Source organism: Psychrobacter sp. FME6 (genome assembly GCF_014861365.1).
In the GTDB taxonomy this organism is placed as follows: Bacteria; Pseudomonadota; Gammaproteobacteria; order Pseudomonadales; family Moraxellaceae; genus Psychrobacter.
This window is the reverse complement of record NZ_RRYW01000015.1, coordinates 1-22,571: the sequence shown is the minus strand read 5'-3', so window position 1 is coordinate 22,571 and position 22,571 is coordinate 1. Positions and strand designations below refer to the sequence as shown.

Sequence of the window (22,571 nt, the reverse complement as noted above, 5' to 3'; positions counted from 1 at the left end):
TGATGTGTCATTTAAATTAGAGAGTTATCTAAACAGTCTTACTTTTCTGATCTTGTCTTGCTCTGCTTTACCTTTTAATAATTCAAATAGTATGTAGCGTCATAGCGCACTAAATACCGCTTAAACATTTAAGCTAGAGGCTTTATACCGCTCTCAAGAAAGTCGAACCAGTTTTGACCGATAATCTTGCCAGCGTCTGTATCATTGAAACCATGTTGCAATAGACCGTTATAGATATTTTCCATACCGTCTTTGCCAGCAAACCACGGCAGCGTATCAGGCCAGCCTGAATTATTGGCATTACCTTCACCATAATCCATCGCCTTTGACCAGCGACCGTTACGCATCCACTCAAGCACGGCTTGCGGTTGGTTAAGACATAAGTCACTACCAATCGCTAAATGCTGGGCGCCATATTTATCAGCACAATCAGCAATCATTCTACAAAAGTCATTGAGCGTACAGGCGCTACCATTTGGCAGATGAAACGGGTATAAGCTGAAACCTAACAGCCCGCCAGCTTTGGTTAAAGCACTAATGACAGTATCGGATTTATTGCGCAGCGCCTCATGGGCAGTACTCGGATTGGCATGACTGATACAGATTGGACGGCTTGATATCTCAATGGCCTCAAGCGTTGACTGCTCCGCGCTATGCGACATATCAATAATCATACCGACTCGGTTCATCTCAGCGATTGCTTGTTGACCGAAACGCGTTACGCCAGAATCATTTTGCTCGTAACAACCCGTCGCTAGTAAGCTTTGATTATTATAAGTCAATTGCATAATCAATAAACCTAAGCGGCGCATGACACTAATCAAACCAATCTCATCATCGATAGGCGAGCAGTTTTGCGCGCCAAAGAAGATACCCACTTTGCCTTGTTGCTTAGCAGTCTCAATATCTGCGACTGAATACACGGGCAAAATCAGATCGCTATTTTGCTCAAAGCGTGCATTCCACTCAGCAAAGCGCGTTAGGGTTTGGCGCGCATCCTCGTGATAGACCAAGGTGGCGTGTACCGCATCGATACCACTGGCTTGTAGCATCTTGAAATAATCACGATCCCAATGGCTATACTGTAATCCGTCAATGATGATATGATCTTGGTACATCTCAAACTCCTTTTATGCTTTTGTAAGTAGCCGCTCGGCGCAGGTTTAACCAGTTGCACCATGTTTAATTAATTAATCAATTAACTGCGGCTAGCATCCTTTTAATCCGTTTCTAGTACGCTTTCTGATAAGCAGTTTTAACGATGGTATAAAACTCTTTGGCATACGTTCCTTGTTCGCGTGGACCGAAGCTTGATTCTTTACGACCACCGAATGGCACATGATAATCCGTACCCGCCGTTGCTAGATTGACCATCACGCAGCCTGCTTGGACTTGTTCTTTAAACATCGCGCTATTACGCAAACTTTGGGTAATAATGCCGCCAGTTAAGCCAAAACGCGTGTCATTAGTCATGGCAATCGCTTCTTCCAAGTTCTGCACACGCATGACGCAAGCAAGCGGAGCAAATACTTCTTCTTGGTTGATGTCCCAGCTATTATCAGTTTCGGTAAATAAGGTAGGCGACATATAATAACCGTCATGCGGCATGTCTAAACGCTCGCCACCAAAGGCTAAATTGGCACCAACTTGCTTGGCTTTTTCAATCCAATCCATGTTAGACGCAAGCTGCTTGTCATCAACGATTGGACCCATAAAGATACCGTCATCAAGCGCATGACCGACTTTTAAGGTTTTCATTTTTGCAATAACGCCATCAACGAAAGCATCATGAATACCGTCCATCACAATCAGACGTGAAGAGGCGGTACATTTCTGACCCGACCCACCGAACGCGCCAGCAACGGCAGCATCAATAGCCACTTGCAAATCAGCATCGTCAGCGATGACCAAGGCATTTTTACTGCCCATCTCTAACTGGCAACGGACAAAGTTTGGTGCGGTTGCCGCCGCAACTTTACGACCAGTCGCGACTGAGCCAGTAAAGCTGACCGCATCGATGTCTTTTGAATTAATCAACGCATCACCAACTGATGAGCCGCCACCAAGTACCAAGTTAAACGTGCCTTCTGGCAATCCTTGACGGTGAATAATTTCTGCCAACGCCACCGCACTGGCTGGCGTTAGATTCGCAGGCTTCCAAATGACGCTATTACCATAGGCTAACGCTGGTGCAATTTTCCAGACAGCGGTAGCAGTTGGGAAGTTCCAAGGAGAAATGATAGCGACGACTCCGACCGCTTCACGGGTTACCTCGACTTTCACCCCAGGACGTACCGAGTCAGCAAGGTCGCCCATTTGGCGTAATACTTCAGCGGCATAATAATGAAAGAATTGACCAGCGCGATAAATCTCGCCTCGACCTTCCGCAAACGGTTTGCCTTCTTCGCGTGATAGCAAAGTACCTAGCTCATCACAACGCGCAATCATCTCATCGCCAATGGCTTGTAGAATTGACTGCTTTTTTTCTATGGGCGTCTTTTCCCATTTTGGCTGGGCAAGGCGCGCAGCTGCAATAGCATCTTGTACTTGGTCACTGCTGGCTTGAGCAAACTCACCAATGGTTTCCGTAACATCAGATGGGTTAATATTAGAAATCGTATCGCTACCTGCTTGCCATTCACCGTTGATATAAAGTGAGCGTTGTGGGTCTTGTTGAGTTACTTGAGTTGACATAAGAACATCCTTAATAACAATTTTTAGTGAGTTTATTTAAATAAAAAATACAATAGATTTGGGTCATAAAATAAATAGAAAATTACAAATGAAAGCCTAAGGTACAGCCGCATAAACAACTAGCTCGACCAACATTTCTTCACGCGCCAATCCTGATATTACTAAAGCAGCGCGATTTGGATAAGGTGCGGTGAAGTATTCAGCATAAACCTGATTGACCACTTTTAGATAGTCGCGGTCAGTGACATAAATTAATACCTGTAATACCGAGTCCATATTAGTATTAGCACATTCTAGGGTATGCTTTAAATTATCAAGTGTTTGGCGAGTTTGGGCTTCGATACCACCTGCTACCACCTCACCATTTTCATCGATAGGAATTTGCGCCGTATAGAGAGTATTATTATTAGTAACTGCCCACTCAAGTGGCGACTTAGAAGCATATAATGAGGTTTTTACGGCTTGTTTGGTTGAGTAAATAGTCATGGGTTTTTATCCTTTAAAGAGAGTGTTTCCTCAATCCTTTACGTTATAATCCTTATGCTACCTATTTAAATATGATAAATCTAACCAATTAAATATTAAATATGATAGGTTTAATCTATCACTTGAAGCCATCATATTTTTTCGAGATATCAGCAAGCATAAAGGTGCTAACCACTATGAAATTGCAGCAGTTAAGACATTTTTTATTTGTAGTAGAAGAAGGCGGCTTTCGCGCAGCAGCCAATCGAGCCAATCGCTCGCAAGCAGCCATATCAGCATCTATAAAGGAGTTAGAGAAGACACTGAATCAGCGTTTATTTGAAGTGGGTAATAAGGCAACATTGACCCCATTTGGAGAAAGCTGCGTACCCAAAATTCAGCAGTTTCTTAGTGTTTATCAAGGATTAGAAGATGATTTACAAGCAATCGCTTCAGGGGACAAAGGAAAGATAAGAATTGCTAGCGTGCCATCATTGGTCACTAAGCTACTGCCTAGCGTCTTGGTCGCCTATTCAAAAAAATTTCCGGATATCGAAATCGTCTTGATAGATGATAATGCGGTGGGTGTGGCAAATCGCTTGCTGACAGGAGAAGTTGATTTAGCATTAGGCAACTGTACGAGTATCAATCAAGCGGATATTGATTTTACTCCGCTCATATCAGACCCCATCGGTGTGGTCTGCCTGAAAAGCAATGAGCTAAACCGTTTATCAGAGCAGCAGTCAAAGTCGTCAAAAACTAAAGCTCAAAAAGGGCTAAAATGGCAGAAGCTAATGACACAGCCATTTATCTATAATGGTACTTGTAAGCTCCTTGAAAATACACCTGCTGAAGCCCTTAATCGCAAGGCTCGCTACACAGTAGAAAACATCACTTCATTGTTCTCGTTATTGAGAAATGACTTAGGTGTCACTACCCTACCGAAACTTGCTTTTCCTTCTAACGAACCTGAGCTGGTTTGGATAAGTTTACTTGACCCCTCTTTAAATAGACAAATTGGTATTTTTAAATTGGCGAATAAAACCATCTCCCCGCCTGCTCAAGCTTTTTATGAGCTGTGTGTGGCATATGTTCAAGAGCACTATTTATTGTAATTGAAAAACCTATGATTTCCTCCCTACTACTCAAAGCGTCTTATCGGTCAATTTAGGGCTATATAAGCTAGTGAACTACCTAAAATCCATTTAAAAAAAAGCTGTTGACCCTGAGTACTTTGTAGGGTCAACAGCTTTTCTATTTTTAGACAAAAGTCTTAATATTGCTTAATTAATCGATCAAACCGCGCTCAATAAGGTGATTAGCATACTGCTCACGTAAGTCTTTTTTGAGCATTTTCCCAGTACCATTTAACGGAACTGCTTCTACGAAGATGACAGCATTAGGAAGCTGCCATTTTGCTACCTTACCTTCATAATGAGCGATTAGCGCCTCTTCGCTTACCTGCTCGCCAACCGCCAATTGGGTAATGATAATCGGACGCTCATCCCATTTTGGATGTGTGGCGCCAATAACCGCTGCCATAGCTACCGAAGGATGCGACATAGCAATATCTTCTAGCTCTACTGATGATATCCACTCACCACCCGACTTGATTAAGTCTTTGGCACGATCTCGAATTCTTAAATACCCGTCTTCGTTGATGGTTGCAATATCGCCTGTATCGAACCAACCATCGGGCTCAAGCGCTGACTCTTCACTAAAGCATTAGCCAGACGCTTACTATTACTATGTATGGTTTTCCAATCCAAATGAGTGGTACTACCATCCGTCTCACGCGAGATAATTGGGGTATCGCCATGATATTTGGCTGCATGTTCAATTAAATGACTAATCAGCAATGGACGGTGCATCATTTGTCCGAGCATACTTTCCTCCTTGAAAGTTCGTTCTGAATAGTTGGGTGTTATCTCATTTAGCAAGCTCATCAAAGGTTAAAAATTCAAAATGACAAGTATGTTCATAACACCCAAAAAAAGGTAATTACCGACACCTGACCTATATAAATCAGGTGGTTTTACCAAACCACTTTTACATGAAACGTGCCGCAAGCTCCTTCATAATCTCATTGGTGCCGCCATAGATTTTTTGTACCCGTGCATCGGCATAGAGTCGAGCGATAGGATATTCCATCATATAGCCATAGCCACCAAATAATTGCACGCATTCATCCATGACGATACATTGTTTTTCAGTCACCCAATACTTAATTAATGCGGCATGTTGTACAGTAAGCTTTTTGTCTAACAACGCCTCTATAGCAGCATCACATAGCGCACTTGCGGCGATATAATGACTGTTACACTCAGCCAGTTTAAAACGGGTATTTTGAAAGCCCCAGACTGGTTTGCCAAAAGCAGTACGCTCTTTGGTATAGTCAATGGTCAAATCTAGTGCTAGTTTCATAGCGCCAATACCTGCCAACGCTACGATCAAGCGTTCCTGCGGCAACTCTTGCATCAACTGCATAAAGCCCATACCTTCAACGGTACCGAGTAAATTCGCTTGCGGCACACGCATATTGCTAAAGAATAGCTCTGAGGTATCTTGTGAAGCCAAACCTAGCTTTTTCAGCTTTTTACCGCGCTCAAATCCTGGGGCATTGTCGGTTTCTACTACAATTAGCGAGACGCCTTTAGCACCCTGATCTCTATCCGTTTTACAAGCAACGATGATTAAGTTGCCTAATTGACCATTGGTAATAAAAGTCTTTGAGCCATTGATAATATAGTCATCATCATCCTTGACGGCAAAGGTTTTGATGTTTTGCAAATCAGAGCCTGTACCCGGCTCAGTCATAGCAATAGCGCCAATAAGCTCACCGGTCGCCATCTTCGGTAGCCATTTCTGCTTTTGCGCCTCTGTTCCGTGATGCAAGATATAAGGCGCTACGATTCCTGAATGCAAAAAGCCGCCAAATCCTGCTTGGTTGGCTTCTGCCTGAGCATAAATTAATGCCGCTTCATGACGAAAGTCACCGCCTGCTCCGCCATACTCTTCTGGCATAGAGGCACATAAAAAGCCCATTTCGCCAGCTTCTAACCACGCTTCGCGATCCAGCATGCCACTTTCACGCCACTTTTCGTCATGCTGCTCCCAATCTTTAAAAAGTTTTAGCGCACTCTCGTGCAGCATCTCAATCTCTTCGTCCATCCATTTCGGTTTAAAACAGGCGATAGCCATAAAATCTTCCTTGATAGTTTATTAAATTTGAGTTGGTATAAGGTTTATAAAAAACCACTATTTAGGCAAAGCACCCTTATTACTCTTTATGATAAAAGTAAGAAGTATTTATCTTAAAAACTATATATTTATCATAGGTAATTTAAATTACCATAAATAACATCCTTATTGCTTAGCAAGACCTATTATTTGTTAAGATCACCCTTATAGTCAAGTAACAATTAAAATAATAGTCAGTTATATCGGTAATTAAAATTACCCTAAAAACTATATCTTAAGCCGCCTCATTGGCTTTTTTTCGCAGTTCATGACGCAGTATTTTACCAACCGTTGACTTGGGCAACTCGGTGATAAACTCAATGTCACGAGGACATTTATAGCCTGCCAAGCTTTCTTTACAAAACGCTTTAATCTCTTCCTCCGTGACACTAGAATCCGACTTTACCACGTAGGCTTTGACTGATTGACCTTGTGATTCACTATCAACGCCGACCACCGAACATTCAGCCACCTTGGGATGTGCTTCAATGACATTTTCGACTTCATTGGGATAAACATTAAAACCACTCACAATAATCATATCTTTTTTGCGATCGAATATTTTTACGTAGCCTTTATCATCCATAGTGCCGATATCACCTGTTTTGAGGTAACCATCAGCGGTGAAAAATCCCGCATTGTCGATATTGTGATAACTAGAGATGACATTATCGCCTTTGATACAGAGCTCTCCTACATCTCCTAACTGTAGAACGCTTCCAGCTTCATCACGAATGCTGATATCTATACCGGGTAATGGCATGCCGATGCTACCGTTAAACTCCTTATTGGTAAAAGGATTGGCGGTGCCTACGCCCATGGTCTCTGACATACCCCAACCTTCTAAGATAGGATGACCCGTTGCTTTAAGCCACTTTTTAGCCGTTTCTGGCGTCGCTGCCATACCACCAGCAACAGACAGTTTTAGCTCAGAGACATCAATGGTTTTAAACTGAGGATGCGCCATTAACGCTTGAAATAAAGTGTTTACTGCGGGTAAAAGATGGAATGGACGCGATTTGAGTGTTTTGATAAAACCATCGATATCACGCGGATTGGTAATTAGCATCAGGTGCTGACCCAATCTGACACCTACCATAGAGATTACAAAAGCAAATATATGGTATAGAGGCAAAGCAACGATAGTATTTATTTGCTCCTTGCTAGTCACTCCATCATAAATAGGTTGAAACCAAGCCTCATACTGCGTGGTTGCAATTTCTATGTTGTGATGGCTGATAATAATACCCTTAGCCTTGCCTGTCGTACCGCCTGTATAGGTCAACAACGCCACATCTTTAGCGCCAGCTTGAGGGCGGGTATAGCTCATACCTTTACCCTTTCTCAAGATGGATTTATAGGCGTAGACTTTATACTGGCTATTGGATTTAAGCGTGTGGGCTGGAACTGCTTTTTTGACATATTTTGCCGCCAAATCGACGATTTTACCTTTGACAGTGCCTAACATATCGCCGATATCGCTACACACAACGGTTTTTACACCAGTTCCACCAACTATTTTTTCAAGCGTTGCGCAAAAAGGCGTCAAAATGAATATGGCTTTACAATCAGAGTCATTAAGTTGGTATTCAAGCTCTCGAGCTGTGTATAGCGGGTTGACCAAGGTAATGACCATACCTGCTCGCAGTGCACCAATAACGATAGGCAGATACTGATTGACATTAGGCATCATAATGGCAATCACCGATCCTTGCTTAAGACCTAGGCTTTGTATCCAAGCGGCAACCACTTTTGATGCCTCATCAACCTGAGCGTAGGTATGAGTCACGCCCATATTGGTGATCAGCTCATCTTGAGAAAATTTTGCAAAAGAGCGCTCAAATAGCTCTAAAAGGGATTGGTTGGTCGCTGAGACATCAGCTACGACGCCTTTAGGATAATTCTCTAGCCAAACCTTTTTCATAATAAACCTTCCTTGGTTTTTTATCATTGATGGTTAACTCGATAAGCTATAGTCAGTTCAATATAATTTGGATACAAGGAAGGCGAGTAAAAGTACTATAAATAGTAGACTAAGCGAGCCTGACACCGTATCTGATTTATATAGGACTGACTATGCTTTACTGCCAACCTGGTGTCGCACTATGTTCATCTTGATGGGCAAATAAAGGATGCACGCGAGCTTCCTCCAACGTCAACACCGGAGTAACGCAAACATCTGCTGACTCAAAAATCTGCTGCCAGTAAGCAAGCGGCTGGCTGGCAAAGGTATCAGCGACCACTTTAGCCGCCTTTTGACTGTCTTTGGTATTTGGCATGACACCCATTTGCCAGTGCTTGGTCTTGAGCTCAGGCAATTCTAAAACGTCACATAAACCTTGCCAAAACTTCAATTCTAGCGAACCTACTGCCATATAACGCTCGTCGGCTGTTTTGTATAAACGATAACAAGGCAGTAAGCCTCCTAAAAAATCATGTTGCGGCTTTGGATTTTTACCAGTGAAGCTTTTTACCAGCTTCCCAGTCGCTTTAGGCATGACCATATGCTGATATAAGCTGTGCGTCATACTGACCGCTACGTGACGACCTTTGCCAGTACGCTGTGCTGAAAACACGGCAGCCAAAAGGGCAATCACTGCCGTGTCACTACCGCCTGCCAAGTCTGCAAACTGGATATTAGGCATGGCCTGTTCGCCAGCGGCAGTCTTGAGCTGGTCAAGCACGCCGCTCATCGCCATAAAGTTGATGTCATGACCAGCTTTGTTAGCCCAATTATGTTTAATATTCGGCTTGGTTTGAGAGTCGTCACTGCCATCAGACACTCCATCAGTTATGCCATAACCCGTGATTGAAACCATGACCAGCTTGGGGTTGAGAGCATGCAAGGTTTTGGCATCCAGTCCCATACCTTCAAGCACTTCAGGGCGAAAGCTATCAAGCATTACATCCGCACTTTTTAAATGCGCTTTGATAACATCAATACCCTCAGGATCACGGAAATCAACTTTTTGAGTCTCTTTACCATGATTCAACGCGGTAAACAGCTCGCCAAAGGCGCGGGCTGGATCGCCATTAAGCGGTTCAATCTTAATAATATCCGCACCTAAATCTGCAAGTAGTCGCGTGGCGAAAGGCCCTGGGAGATTGCGCGTCAAATCAACGACGCGCAAACCATCCAAACAATCGCTCATAGCATCCATAGCACTAGCTAAATTAACCATCGATAAACTCCTCGCCCTTCTTGGCCATTTTCACAAGAATCTGAGCCGGTTCAAAACGCTCACCATACTTGCTAGCAAGCTCGCGGCTATGCTCTACAAATTTGTCGACACCTACTGAGTTGATGAACTGCAACGTACCGCCTTGGTTAGGTGCAAAACCCCAGCCAAAGATAGAGCCGATGTTGGCATCCGCCACGGTACGTACGACATTTTCCTCGAAGCATTTCGCGGTCTCATTAGCTTGAACGTATAATAAACGGTCTACCAAGTCTTGCTGCGATGGTTGCTCGTCTTTAGTTGGATATAGCTCAGTGAGCTCAGGCCATAAGCGTTTTTCAGCATTTTCAGGGTAATCATAGAAGCCTTTAGCGACCTTCTTCCCTTCACGGCCAAGCTCATTAACCATTTTTTCAACCACTGGCATTGCAGGGTGTGGCGTGAACGTTTTACCTTCAGCTTCTAGTGCCCGCTTAGCTTGTTGCATCACATGTAAGGATAGACTGAGCGATACTTCATCTTGCAGTGCCAGTGGCGGCACCGGCATGCCAGATTTCATACCGACCACTTCGATGCTGCGCGGATGTATGCCTTCACTTAACATTGCAATACCTTCTGAGACATAAGTACCGAATACACGAGAGGTGTAAAAACCGCGGCTATCGTTAACGACGATTGGCGTCTTAGCAATTTGACCGACATAATCAAAGGCTTTGGCTAAGGTTGCATCATCCGTATCTTCACCAACGATAATCTCAACCAACGGCATCTTATCGACTGGCGAGAAGAAATGCAGGCCAATGAACTGGTTTGGACGTGTGCTCGCTTTCGCAAGTTCAGTAATAGGTAGCGTCGATGTATTTGAGGCATAAACAGCAGTTTCTGGTATCACTGCTTCAGACTTACGAGTACATTCTGCTTTAACATCTACATCTTCGAAGACCGCTTCGATAATTAAATCACAGCCTTCTAGATCATCATAAGAAACTGTCGTTTTGATTTTATCTAATAACGCTTGTTTTTTGTCCTCGTTTGAGCGACCACGGCTGATAGCCTTATCTAACAACTTAGTAGAATAATTTTTGCCTTTTTCAGCACCTTCGATCGCCGTATCTAAAAGAACCACTTCCATGCCTGCTTTGGCTGAGACATAAGCGATACCTGCCCCCATCATGCCAGCACCAAGAATACCGACCTTTTTAGTTTTATAGCGCTCAAAACCCTCAGGTCGTGATTGGCCTTTTTTGATGCTATTAAGCTGTGTCCAAAGGGTATTAATCATATTTTTGGATTCAGCTGAGAGCACACAGGCGACAAAGTAGCGTGACTCAATCTCAAGACCGGTATCGATATCAACCAAACAGCCTTCAAACACGCAAGACATAATGTGGGTGATGGCCGGATAATTGCCATGTGATTTTTGATTGGCCATCGCAGGAGCAATAGAAAATATCGGTACTATTTTAGGGTTTTTGCTATCACCACCTGGAATCTTAAAGCCTTTTTTATCCCACGGTTGCTGCGCAGTAGGATTGGCTTTGATCCAGTCTTTGGCCTGCTTTAGCATATCTGCTTGATCAGTGGCCACGGCATCAATCAGACCCATGTCTTTAGCAGCAGCTGGACGCAGCTCTTTACCTTGAGTCATGAGCTCTAATGCTACTTGAATACCAACCAAGCGCGGTAAACGCTGAGTACCACCACCGCCTGGCAACAGACCCAACTTAACCTCAGGTAGACCCAGCTTGGTTTTAGGAGAATCAATCACTATACGATAATGACAAGCCAATGCTAGCTCTAAGCCACCGCCAAGTGCCGTTCCAGTTATGGCGGCGGCGACAGGTTTTCCTGATATTTCAAGTTTACGTAAGCTACCTTTAAGATCTTCTACTAAGTCAAATGCTTGCTCAGCGGTTTGGATACTAGCCAATTGGTCAATATCGGCACCAACGACAAAGGTTTCTTTACCAGAGGTTAAAATCAAACCTTTGGCAGACGCATCGTTGATAAAGCTATCGGTCATCTTAGCAAAGGAGTCTGTAAAACCATCACCGATGACATTCATTTTACGATCTGCTTGATCGATAATAACAGTGATAATTCCATTATCAGATTCGGCAGAAAAGTGGTTCAATGCATTGATGGCATCTACGCTATTTGTGCTCATATTAAGTCCTTCTTATATTATTGTATGTCGCTTTAATCACTAAAAACTAATGACAATCATTAAAAACCTATCAGTGCTAGACGCGCTCAATGATAGTCGCAATGCCCATACCACCGCCTACGCACAAGGTGATCATCGCTGTTTTCAAGTCGCGACGTTCTAATTCGTCAAGTACCGTCGTCATAAGCATCGCGCCTGTCGCGCCAAGGGGATGACCCATCGCGATAGCGCCACCATTGACGTTGACAATATCAAGTGAGATGCCAAAGTCGTTGGCAGTATTGAGTGGTACGGCAGCAAAGGCTTCATTAATCTCCCAAAGGTCAATATCCGAGGCTTGCATGCCCGCTTTATCGAGGGCTTTTTGACAGGCAGGCGTTGGACCCGTCAGCATGATGGCAGGTTCCGAGCCAATGACTGAAGCCATGGTGATTTTGGCACGAGGTTTTAGACCGGCCTTTTTGCCAGCAGCAGCGCTACCGACTAAACAGAGCGCAGCGCCATCAACAATGCCTGACGAGTTACCCGCGTGATGGACGTGGTTGACGTGTTCAATGGTGGTGTATCTATCTAATATAACGCTATCAAAACCCATTTTTCCCGGCATAACAAAAGAAGGATTAAGCCCAGCTAAAGTGGCTACATCGGTGTTTGGACGAATGGTTTCATCTTTGTCTAACAACAGCATGCCATTCATGTCAGTGACAGGGACGACTGATTTATCATAGTAGCCTTGTTCCCACGCCGCAGCGGCACGGCGGTGCGACTCGGTGGCAAATTCGTCGACATCAGTACGACTAAAGCCTTTCAGCGTCGCTATAGTATCTGCGCCAACCCCTTGCGGAACAAAGTGTGTCGCCTCGTTGACGCGTGGATCCATGTACCACGCCCCACCATCAGAACCCATCGGCACGCGACTCATCGATTCAACGCCACCTGCGACCACCATATCCTCCATACCTGACATAACTTTGGCAGCGGCAAGATTGATCGACTCAAGGCCTGATGCGCAATAACGTGACAACGTCACTCCTGCGACACTTTGTGCCCAGCCTGCATCAATGACTGCAATGCGAGCAATATCAGAACCTTGTTCGCCAATTGGAGTTACACAGCCAAGCACCACATCATCAACTAAGCTGGTGTCTAAGCTATGACGCTGCTGCATCTCTTTTAACAAAGTACGAACTAACCAGATAGGCGTCGCTTGATAAAGCGAGCCATCTTTTTTTCCTTTGCCACGTGGCGTGCGAAGTGACTCATAAATGTAGGCGGTCTCAGTCATAAAAAATCCCTTTTTGTAGATGATAAATGGAGTTAAAAAATAACAGCTATATTATATTTATAATAAAATGGTAATATATATTACCTTTAAGTATAATACTTATAATCTCATTAAATACTAATCTAGATAGCTATTATATTAGAAAATATATACAGCTTGTGCAATCGATTATTTTATAATGGTAATATATATTGTCTTTATCAATTTACTGTAAACGCTAAAACCATCTAAAAGCCAATACTATAAAGGAACCATAAGCTATGAAAACCACTCGCTCGAAAACACAACTTAGTAATGATGATGGCTCTAATCACAGAGTTAGCAAGACTCATGCTAAGACTAGTAGTAAAACCAATAATACAACCTCCAAAAAAGAGGCTCAGAGTAAACCCTCATCCTTGGCTCCTTTATCCGACATGCGACCCGCTACTTTAGACAAAATAGAAAAAGCGGTGCGCCAGTTATTTGCAGGTCATGATGCAAGCGATATCACTATGATACAGATTGCAAATGCGGCAAACGTGTCGCTGCAAACGCTCTATAAGTATTTTGGTGATAAACAAACGGTGCTCTACACTATTATGGACTTGGTGCTGGGAAGGTTGGCGGCGAGAATGATGGATCACCTACAAGGTATTGACAGTGTGGAGGATCGCTTACGCAAGACATTGTGGGTATGTCTTGATTTTGTAGATACTCAGCCTGACGCTGTGATGGTGCTATCTAAAGTATCGATAGCGCGTTTTCATAACATTGCTATTTATAAGAATAAAGAGCTTATTAACGCGTTTTTGAGTGTATTAGAAGATGGCCAAAAGCGAGGGGTACTCGTTGATACAGTACCACTGCATATTTTATTTGATGTGTTTATGGGATTCGTCAGTCGACTTGGCATTATGCAGAATATTCGTCAAGCAGATACGCCGCTAAATGCAAATTTTGATGCTCTATTTGATATGTTGTGGCGCTCGATGTCTAAGCCTGAAGGATCCGTATCTTAAAATAGTACACAAGTTACTGAGGGCATTGCTCATAATAAAAGCTTAGTGAACCTCTTGTTAAAGTAGCTTCAAATTTCAAAGTATACAACTGAATCCTAAGTATTTAATTGGTATGGATTTTAATATCCATAAGTCCTCTGCCAACCGCTTTTATGAGAAATAGCAGCATTGGCCGATGGAGGGATGGCTTGAGCAGTTTTCAAATATGGGACTTATTCGTTGGACAGCAGAACAGACAGTTCCGATAGTTATATTACGAGAGCCGAGTACTGATGAGATAAACCAAGCACACTGCCTTAGTGCGCCTTACACCAAACCCAAAAAAACGATTAGCCGTGTCAAACTCGTTTAGGCTACAGTGCGTAGCACTTGCACACATTTTCCTTGCTACTCTAATTTTTGTGAATGGTATTACATCATAACTCTAACCGACGCAATCTAAGCGCATTACCAATCACCGATACTGACGATAAGCTCATCGCAGCTGCGGCTATCATCGGACTCAGTAATAACCCGAAAGTGGGATACAGTACGCCCGCAGCAATCGGTATGCCAATAGCGTTATAGATAAAGGCAAAGAACAAGTTTTGTCTGATATTACGCATGGTAGCGTGGCTAAGTTTATAGGCTTTGGCAATGCCCATTAGATCGCCCTTGACCAAAGTAATACTGGCGCTTTCCATCGCCACATCGGTACCCGTACCCATAGCGATACCAACGTTAGCCTGTGCTAGTGCGGGAGCGTCATTGATACCGTCTCCTGCCATAGCCACCAACTTACCGCTATCTTGCATCTCTTTGACAATACGGTTTTTGTCCTCTGGTGAGACGTCAGCGTGTACTTCGTCAATGCCTAATTTATTAGCGACTGCTTGTGCGGTTTTCTCATTATCACCGGTTAGCATAACTACTTTTAAACCTGCATCATGTAGCAGTTTTATAGCGTCAGCAGTACTGGGCTTGATGGGATCAGCGACTGATATTATCCCCGCCGCTTTGCCGTCTATTGCGACGAACATGACTGTTTCGCCGTCTTTTCGACGCACGTCGGCTTTACTGGATAATTCACTATCAAAACTATTTAGGCTTTGCATCAACTTTGAGTTACCGATAGCGATTTGCTTGCCATTAACTGTAGCTTGTACGCCCTCGCCCGTCGTTGAATTAAAATCAGTAGCTTTGGGAATACTAAGCGCTTTGTCCTCAGCGGCTCGAACGATAGCTTCTGCTAAAGGATGCTCGCTAGCGCTTTCTACAGCGGCTACTAAAGCTAAAAACTCATCTTCATCTTGACCTGCCAGTGCATCGATCGCCGTTAATTCAGGTTTACCAGCAGTCAATGTGCCGGTTTTATCGACGACGATGGTATCGACTTTTTCCATACTCTCAAGCGCTTCAGCATTTTTGATAAGGACGCCATTTTGTGCGCCTTTACCGGTACCAACCATAATAGACATCGGCGTTGCCAATCCGAGCGCACAAGGGCAAGCAATAATAAGTACTGCAATAGCGTTAACTATCGCGAATGCCATTGCAGGTGCAGGCCCAAACATAGCCCAAACGATAAAAGTGATGACTGAACAGATAAGTACAATCGGCACGAACCAACCTGCTACTTGATCGACTATTTTTTGTATTGGCGCACGACTACGCTGAGCTTCGGCAACCATTTGCACGATTTTGGATAACACCGTATCGTCACCGACATTGACCGCTTCGATTAATAAAGTGCCAGTACCATTGACGGTGCCTCCAGTAACGGAATCGCCTGTCACTTTAGCGACAGCAAGCGGCTCACCAGTGACCATCGACTCATCAACATTACTATTGCCCTCAATGACCGTACCATCTACGGGTAGTTTTTCACCTGGTTTGACGCGCAGCTTATCGCCACTGACGACTTCTTCTAAAGAAACCTCTACCTCAGCGCCACTTTCATCCACTCGTCTTGCTGTCGGTGGGGCTAGCTCAAGTAACGCTCGAATCGCGCCTGAGGTTTGACTTCTGGCCTTTAATTCTAAAACTTGGCCCAATAGGACTAAGGTAGTAATAACAGCGGCCGCTTCGTAATAAACACCGACTTGACCCGCCGAGTCTCTAAAGCTGTCTGGAAAGATAGCTGGGAAGAAAGTGGCCACTAGACTGAAACCGAACGCGGCACCTACGCCCAGAGAGATTAAGGTAAACATATTTAGATTGCGGCTTTTTATCGATTGCCAACCGCGAACAAAGAACGGCGCTGCACCCCAAACGACAACGGGGGTTGCTAAGGCTAATTGTATCCACTGCGCGACTTGTGAAGAGATAGCAAATTGACCAATGCTATCTAAATTTATCCCGACCATATCGCTCATGGCGTACAAGAAAAGCGGGATAGTGAGTACGGTACAGATCCAAAAACGACGGGTCATATCGTCAAGCTCTGAGGTATCTTCTTCACCGACAGTGAGCGTTTCGGGCTCTAACGCCATACCGCATATTGGACAGCCACTATTCTCGACATCTCTGACCTCAGGATGCATGGGACAGGTGTAGACTGTGCCCTCATAATCATCTGGCACTTTGTCGTATTTGCCACCTTTGACGGATTTTACATCAGTATTATTGGTATTGGTTGAATCAGTGCTATGACATTGTGCTTGTTTGTCTTCATTATCGCTTGAGTCAGCAACCTCATCTTCAGGTTTAAGAAACATCCCACATATTGGACAATCACTCGCTTCGATATCTCTGACTTCAGGATGCATGGGGCAAATAAAGACTGTACCGTTGTAATGCTCAGGTACTTTATCGTACTTGCCGCCTTCGATAGGTTTTTCATTGTCAATAGGTTTCATAGAATTACTCCTTGAAGACAATAAGCCATAACAATGACTAAAAGTTTTGGTGCTGTTCTAACAAGCATCCTGACATCGGTCATCACCATAATGGATATAAAAGAATAGCACATCAAATATATTAATGTGATGGTCGATTTTTATCGATATAGTGAATTTACTTTAGAATGCAATATCTGTTCAATGTCCTTTATATTCAAGCCTATAAATTTGATTTATCCGATATCAAACATTATAGTTACTCTAATGTTTTAGATTCTAGAGATTGTTATGCCAATCAAAATTGGTGAGCTTGCTAAACGCACAGGCGCCACAGTAGAAACCATTCGCTATTATGAAAAAGAGCAGTTGTTACCAGCGCCTTCACGCAGCGCAGGCAATTATCGTTTATATAGCGAAACGCATATGGCACGACTACAATTCATCCTACACTGCCGTACATTGGACATGACGTTGGATGAAGTTCGAACCTTACTACAGTATTGGGATGAGCCTGACAGAGAGTGTGGTGATGTCAATAACTTGTTGGATGAGCATATTCACGCTGTGGAAATACGGATGAAGGAGTTGACACAGTTAAAGCAACATTTAATAGCTTTACGGCAGAAATGTATAAACGAGGCCTCAGCCGAGTCATGTGGAATATTAAACAGCCTTGCCGATAACTCTTGTCATAAGTAGTTATATCAGCGGTCCCAATACTTGAATGTTCAACAGATTCAAAAAATAGTGGGGATATTTGAGAGGATGGCTATTTTAGAAGGGAATAAGCGCCCAAATCAGGAACTTAACGTCACTGAAAAGGAAGAGGTCTAGTTGATTCACTTTAAAAACGATACAGTGCTGCTGAAGTAAATTTTTTGCAGCCTCTGTCACGCTTGCGAGCAGCAAGCAAGAAAAGTTTATAATAGCACGTGACTATTTACTTCTGAGCTTTCTGACAATCGTATCGATTTTATTTAGAATTGCCTATAACAAGTGGTTTTTTTAAGCCAAAGATTTAACTGCTGGCGGTATAGGATAAATTTTGTCATAAATCAAGTTATAGATAAAAGCATATACCAGATAAAAAGTAGCCATAGTAATGTCCATTTTAAAAGCTTCCCAAAGGCTCATATGCAAGTACCAAGCAATAAATGGTAACAGTAAGCATAGCAGTCCTGCTTCGAACAACAACGCATGTAATACTCGTAGCGAGATTGTTTTATGGCTGTCTCCACGTAGTTTCAATAAGCCATGATCAAACAACAAATTATAAATATAGTTCCAAATGGTCGCAGTGACAGAGCCTACCACGGCGATAGTGCCCATCAATTGCATCTCAAATCCAAACACCCAACTTGCTAAAGGGGCAAAAGTTAATAAACCTATTATTTGAAAGGCTAAAGTATGGCGAATCCGATCCTTCATAGTGCGCATGATACTTCCTAATAATTGTAAAAAACCACACCCTAAAACACTCTCTTTGGTTATCAAATTGGTTATTAAGAGGATATTTAATAGAGACGCTGTTATCAGGGTCTGTTGAACATTCAAATATTAGTGTTCGCTATCCCGATGATCCCTATTGTCATTACTAAAAACTGTCATTACTAAAATAGGTATAAAGACATTAAAGGTGCAGTGTCCTACACAATGTATGCAATGGCGTTATAACAAAACCATTCAGCTTATGGCTAAAGAATTCATAACAGAAAATGATCACTTAAGTTACGTTGCTACTATGACTATTGATATCCTTACATGGTGGTATATAGATAGCTAAAAGGGGTATATGCATCACTTGTGATTTAGTTATGGGGTTTCTCAAATATAAAAACCTTCTATGCTATACAGAAATAACGTAGAAGGTTTTGGCTGGTTGGCTGTCTTATTAGCTAGCAAGCTTAAGCTTATTTGCACTACTCATAAGTGCGTTAAGGTTTTTCTCAAGCTTACCTTTTTCCATTTTATTTTTAGCGATAGCCTTAATACTCTCATCTGCTGCCTGCTTATTGCCTTCAGCGACTGCCTGCTTCAATGCTAAGTGCTCACGTATAATGGCGACTCGCAAAGGCTCAATTTTATTAATAATACGGTTGATAGACTGATGCAAGTCTGACTGTTTATAACGTTCCTTCACTTTAGAGGATTTATATAAGACGCTATTTTTATCCCCTTTTGCGCTTGCGAGCTTCTCTACATATTCAGCAGCTATCTTGTCCGCATACTCATTTTGAACACCAATCTCTAAAACCTGCTCTTCTAAAACGATACCCAACTGTTCCAATTCGCTATTTTTAATTGCACTTTCTGACATTTTCAGCATTCCCTTGTAGATGACTCACGCATATTTAATTGGCCACATATTATGCGTGCATCTTAACCTAAGAGTACAAGTGTACACAATAGCCATTTAGCCCTTTTAACATAACGGTATAAAAGACGCAGGAAAAACCACCACGTCATCTTCTTCTTGCCATGGCTGAAACTTAGTCATAGCCTGCAAAAAGATGGGATGCTCAAGCCAATTTTGTAGCCATGATTGTAGTTTTGGATATGGTAAACTGTAAAATACCTCACGATCCACATGGGCAAATTGGCGAACAAAAGGCATAATGCCAATATCGGCAATGCTTACACTGTCTCCCAGTAGATAAGCATTTTTAGTGAGCAACGCTTCTAAAACCTGTAAAAACTCTTCACCCTGTTGTCGATATTCTGTCTGGGTCATTTCAAGATGGCGGTCGGCATATTTATAACGATCCAGCCAATATTTAAACTCGTTGTCGTTTTTCTCGATTAAAGCGTTTGCCTGAGGTAAAGTCTCTGAGTCTAACAGCCCTTGCGGATCTTGCTGTTCAAGCGCCCACAGCATTATCTCTCGACTCTCTTCAATCACAGTCCCATCAATACGCTGTAATACAGGTACGGTGCCTTTCGGACTAATGGCCAGCATTTGGGCTGGTTTGTTTTTAAGGACTATCTCTCGCAGCTCTACTTGCAATCCAGCAAACAAAAGACCAAGCCGCGCGCGCATGGCATAGGGACAGCGACGAAAAGAATATAAGTAAGGAAGTGAAACAGTCATAGATATTTTTCGCAGTCAAAGCGAGATCAATAGGCTCATAGTCACAGACTCTAGGATACTTTTTATCAGATTCGTCCTAGTGGTTGTTTGGTTTTCTACTGATCTCTATTAAAGGTTGGCAAAAACTAATGCTTCAAAGCATCGAGCAAAGCCAGTATCATAGCGGTATCAAGGCATGCCCTCAATCTAAACGATCATATCAAAAGGAACACCATGTGTCGAAGGCTCAGACAACTACCGAACCCGCATCTGGCATGAGAAAAAATCAAAAATCTGCATTGAAAAATCTAACCATCATAGGTTACCTAGAAGGCACTTCTTTTTTATTATTGCTAGGCGTTGCCATGCCGCTAAAGTATATGATGGGTATCCCCGAAGCGGTGAAATACCTCGGTATGGCTCACGGTGGCTTATTCATCGCCTATATCCTAATACTCATGATCGTCGTCAACAAGGTTAAAACCCCAATTTGGGCGATGCCTGCGGGTGTACTCGGCTCGTTTTTACCATTTGGGCCGTTTATTTTTGATCACTTTTTAAAAAAGAGCTTACATAAAAAAGAGCTTACATAAAAAAGTGCAGTAAACAGTTTAAAAACCTCTATTTTTCATACTAAACAACCCCCATAAGTTATTCACTTACGGGGGTTGTTTTATACTTCGTGATGAATGCTATTTTTCTATTTAGCTTGTTAATTGACAGCTTGTGCTTTTTGGTGCTTACGAACGTTAGTGCCATCCTTGCGAGTGATGGTTATTCCTGTGAAGCCAAACAATATCGTTAGTAATAGCGATAAATAACAGAAGAATGCATAAGGCAGATAATCAAGTACAGGTACTTCTAACGCTTGGCTGATGAACACACCACACACACTCCATGGCACGAGTGGATTGATAACCGTACCCGCATCCTCAATAGTGCGCGATAAGTTTTTGGGATGTAAGTTCAAGCGCTCAAACGTCTGGCGAAAAGCCGTCCCTGATAATAGAATACTCAAATACTGCTCACCTATAAGCACGTTGATACTCAATGCTGCCATAGCGGCGGCAAAAATCGCGCGACCTGAACTGGTTAGCATATCTCTGATACCTAACAATAACGCTGGCAAGATACCCAATGCGCGTAGCAAGCCACCTAAGCTTAATGCCAATATCACAATGGTCTGCGTAAAGAACATGCTCTGCATACCACCGCGTGAGATCATGCCGCCTACTTCGCCCAGCTCCAAGTTGTCAGCAGGTGTATAACCACCAAACATGTAATTACCCAGCTGCCCAATACTGGGCGTACTGTGCAAATAGGTAATGAGTAACGCGCTAGCAATGGTGTAAATGATAGTGTAGATGGCATTCACTCGACAAACCGCTAAGACGATTAGCACGATAAATGGTAGTACTGAATAACCATGGACTAAGCCGCTATCAACCAATTGTGATTGCAACATAGTAATTTGATCTAAATTGCCGCTACCTGTCTGCCCCGAAAAGAACCAAAACAATCCTGCTGTAATGAGCCACGCCGGTACCGTGGTATACATCATATTACGAATATGCTCAAACAAATCAATGCCCACGACAGAAGAAGCCAGCGTACAAGTGTCTGATAAAGGAGACATTTTATCTGCAAAGAACGCACCCGAGACGATGGCACCTGCAGCGATAGCGACATTGGCATCAAAGGCATTGCTCATCCCAATAAAGGCCACGCCTATCGTCGCTGCCGTGGTCAAACTACTGCCCAAAGCAATACCGATAATAGAGGTCAATACAAAGGCGGAAATATAATAATACTGCGGTGAGATGAGGTCAAAACCATAGTACATAATGGTGGGAATAGCGCCCGACATCATGAGAGCAGCAACTAGCAATCCAATAAAAAATAATAAATAAATGGCACCAATACCGCTAACGACGCCTGAAGACATCTGCTCTTGCATCTTCTCAAAGCTTAAACCCTTAAACATACCTAGGGCCAGCAAAACGGCAATAGCAAGCATTAACGATAGGTGCGGAACCCAGCCAAAGCCGATCATGGTGACACCCATAATCGCGATGACAACGCTAGCAATGATAAAAGCTATCTTAGGAGATAGCTCGGTAAGTACATGTGGCGGCATAACACATCCTTGGCGTACCAGTAAATTCTGGCGTTAGGGTTGGCGTTGAGGGTGGACAGTTTAATGAGTTACGATAATGATTGCTACTCTCATTATTTACCCATTAGGCTATCAGTTTTAGCTGCCATGACAAAGTCATTACGATGCAGACCTTTGATGCTATGTGACCACCAAGTGACGGTAACCTTTCCCCACTCAACCAACATCCCAGGATGATGCCCTTCTGCTTCGGCAATTTCGGCAAGTTCATTGGCAAATGCCATCGCTTTAACGAAGTTTTTAAATTTATACCGACGTTGTAATTGATTGATGCCATCGACTTCGATAAGCGACCAATCAGGAATTTGTTTTAATAGCTCGCGTGCTTCACTCTCATCGACGGTCGGAGCGCCAATACGGCAGGCTTCACAGCTGGCTTGTGATAATGTGGTCATTATGATGTCCTTTTTTAACTATTAATTTTAGGGGCTGTATAGAATTCAAATCAGCGGCAGCCAGATAAAGACACAAGCGAGAA

General features: G+C 43.1%; 19 protein-coding genes and 1 pseudogene. 4 read left to right on the top strand and 16 right to left on the bottom strand.

The genetic code is table 11. The features are described 5' to 3' along the window. Positions 1-128 precede the first annotated feature (128 nt). The 3 genes from EI162_RS03735 to EI162_RS03725 form a co-directional block, all read right to left on the bottom strand. Complete coding sequence (locus EI162_RS03735) at positions 129-1,118, bottom strand: membrane dipeptidase (protein ID WP_192523092.1); 990 nt, start codon at positions 1,116-1,118, stop codon at positions 129-131. 112 nt (positions 1,119-1,230) lie between these two features. Further along, the gene (locus EI162_RS03730; protein ID WP_192523091.1) at positions 1,231-2,694 is read right to left on the bottom strand and encodes an aldehyde dehydrogenase family protein; all 1,464 of its coding nucleotides are present in this window, start codon (positions 2,692-2,694) and stop codon (positions 1,231-1,233) included. A gap of 96 nt (positions 2,695-2,790) precedes the next feature. Further along, a complete protein-coding gene (locus EI162_RS03725) occupies positions 2,791-3,180 on the bottom strand; it encodes a RidA family protein (RefSeq protein WP_192523090.1) in 390 nt (129 codons plus the stop codon). A gap of 176 nt (positions 3,181-3,356) precedes the next feature. Between EI162_RS03725 and EI162_RS03720 the strand changes: the two genes are divergently transcribed. After that, a complete protein-coding gene (locus EI162_RS03720; RefSeq protein WP_192523089.1) occupies positions 3,357-4,274 on the top strand; it encodes a LysR family transcriptional regulator in 918 nt (305 codons plus the stop codon). A 172-nt stretch (positions 4,275-4,446) separates the two neighbouring features. Here EI162_RS03720 and EI162_RS03715 read toward each other — a convergent pair. From EI162_RS03715 to EI162_RS03685, 7 genes and pseudogenes are all read right to left on the bottom strand, one after another. Continuing rightward, positions 4,447-4,875, bottom strand: a pseudogene (locus EI162_RS03715) (AMP-binding enzyme); the annotation flags it as partial. Beyond that, complete coding sequence (locus tag EI162_RS03710; protein ID WP_192523088.1) at positions 4,800-5,045, bottom strand: hypothetical protein; 246 nt, start codon at positions 5,043-5,045, stop codon at positions 4,800-4,802. The gene EI162_RS03710 and the pseudogene EI162_RS03715, both read right to left, overlap by 76 nt. 163 nt (positions 5,046-5,208) lie before the next feature. Continuing rightward, positions 5,209-6,360: an acyl-CoA dehydrogenase family protein gene (locus tag EI162_RS03705; protein ID WP_192523087.1), complete on the bottom strand. Its 1,152-nt coding sequence runs from the start codon at positions 6,358-6,360 to the stop codon at positions 5,209-5,211. A gap of 274 nt (positions 6,361-6,634) precedes the next feature. Then, positions 6,635-8,323, bottom strand: a complete 1,689-nt coding sequence (locus tag EI162_RS03700; protein ID WP_192523086.1) for an AMP-binding protein — start codon at positions 8,321-8,323, stop codon at positions 6,635-6,637. A 157-nt stretch (positions 8,324-8,480) separates the two neighbouring features. Then, a complete protein-coding gene (locus EI162_RS03695) occupies positions 8,481-9,581 on the bottom strand; it encodes a CaiB/BaiF CoA transferase family protein (RefSeq protein WP_192523085.1) in 1,101 nt (366 codons plus the stop codon). Beyond that, positions 9,574-11,745, bottom strand: a complete 2,172-nt coding sequence (locus tag EI162_RS03690) for a 3-hydroxyacyl-CoA dehydrogenase NAD-binding domain-containing protein (RefSeq protein ID WP_192523084.1) — start codon at positions 11,743-11,745, stop codon at positions 9,574-9,576. The genes EI162_RS03695 and EI162_RS03690 overlap by 8 nt, the downstream gene beginning before the upstream one ends. Before the next feature lie 76 nt (positions 11,746-11,821). Beyond that, positions 11,822-13,030 carry an acetyl-CoA C-acetyltransferase gene (locus tag EI162_RS03685; RefSeq protein WP_192523083.1) on the bottom strand — a complete coding sequence of 403 codons (1,209 nt, stop codon included), beginning with the start codon at positions 13,028-13,030 and terminating at the stop codon, positions 11,822-11,824. A gap of 260 nt (positions 13,031-13,290) precedes the next feature. Here EI162_RS03685 and EI162_RS03680 point away from each other — a divergent pair, with 260 nt between their 5' ends. Further along, on the top strand, positions 13,291-14,031 hold the full coding sequence (locus EI162_RS03680; protein WP_192523082.1) for a TetR/AcrR family transcriptional regulator: 741 nt from the start codon (positions 13,291-13,293) through the stop codon (positions 14,029-14,031). Between the two features lie 416 nt (positions 14,032-14,447). On the opposite strand, the gene EI162_RS03675 is transcribed toward EI162_RS03680, so the two are convergent. Continuing rightward, complete coding sequence (locus EI162_RS03675; protein ID WP_192523081.1) at positions 14,448-16,868, bottom strand: copper-transporting P-type ATPase; 2,421 nt, start codon at positions 16,866-16,868, stop codon at positions 14,448-14,450. Between the two features lie 270 nt (positions 16,869-17,138). Here EI162_RS03675 and cadR point away from each other — a divergent pair, with 270 nt between their 5' ends. Then, positions 17,139-17,549: a Cd(II)/Pb(II)-responsive transcriptional regulator gene (cadR, locus tag EI162_RS03670; RefSeq protein ID WP_225735223.1), complete on the top strand. Its 411-nt coding sequence runs from the start codon at positions 17,139-17,141 to the stop codon at positions 17,547-17,549. A gap of 306 nt (positions 17,550-17,855) precedes the next feature. Here cadR and EI162_RS03665 read toward each other — a convergent pair whose 3' ends face one another. From EI162_RS03665 to EI162_RS03655, 3 genes are all read right to left on the bottom strand, one after another. Next, positions 17,856-18,287 (bottom strand): PACE efflux transporter, encoded by a 432-nt coding sequence (locus tag EI162_RS03665; protein ID WP_192523080.1) that lies wholly within the window; start codon positions 18,285-18,287, stop codon positions 17,856-17,858. A 454-nt stretch (positions 18,288-18,741) separates the two neighbouring features. Continuing rightward, complete coding sequence (locus tag EI162_RS03660; protein ID WP_192523079.1) at positions 18,742-19,167, bottom strand: hypothetical protein; 426 nt, start codon at positions 19,165-19,167, stop codon at positions 18,742-18,744. A gap of 105 nt (positions 19,168-19,272) precedes the next feature. Further along, positions 19,273-19,938 (bottom strand): glutathione S-transferase, encoded by a 666-nt coding sequence (locus EI162_RS03655; protein WP_192523078.1) that lies wholly within the window; start codon positions 19,936-19,938, stop codon positions 19,273-19,275. A gap of 254 nt (positions 19,939-20,192) precedes the next feature. Here EI162_RS03655 and EI162_RS03650 point away from each other — a divergent pair, with 254 nt between their 5' ends. After that, complete coding sequence (locus tag EI162_RS03650; RefSeq protein ID WP_225736902.1) at positions 20,193-20,510, top strand: DUF3817 domain-containing protein; 318 nt, start codon at positions 20,193-20,195, stop codon at positions 20,508-20,510. Positions 20,511-20,629: 119 nt separating this feature from the next. Here EI162_RS03650 and nhaC read toward each other — a convergent pair whose 3' ends face one another. Together nhaC and EI162_RS03640 are read right to left on the bottom strand one after the other, a co-directional pair. Further along, positions 20,630-22,054, bottom strand: coding sequence for a Na+/H+ antiporter NhaC (gene nhaC, locus EI162_RS03645; RefSeq protein ID WP_192523076.1), 1,425 nt, complete (start codon positions 22,052-22,054; stop codon positions 20,630-20,632). 92 nt (positions 22,055-22,146) lie between these two features. Beyond that, complete coding sequence (locus EI162_RS03640) at positions 22,147-22,488, bottom strand: 4a-hydroxytetrahydrobiopterin dehydratase (RefSeq protein ID WP_192523075.1); 342 nt, start codon at positions 22,486-22,488, stop codon at positions 22,147-22,149. Positions 22,489-22,571 lie beyond the last annotated feature (83 nt).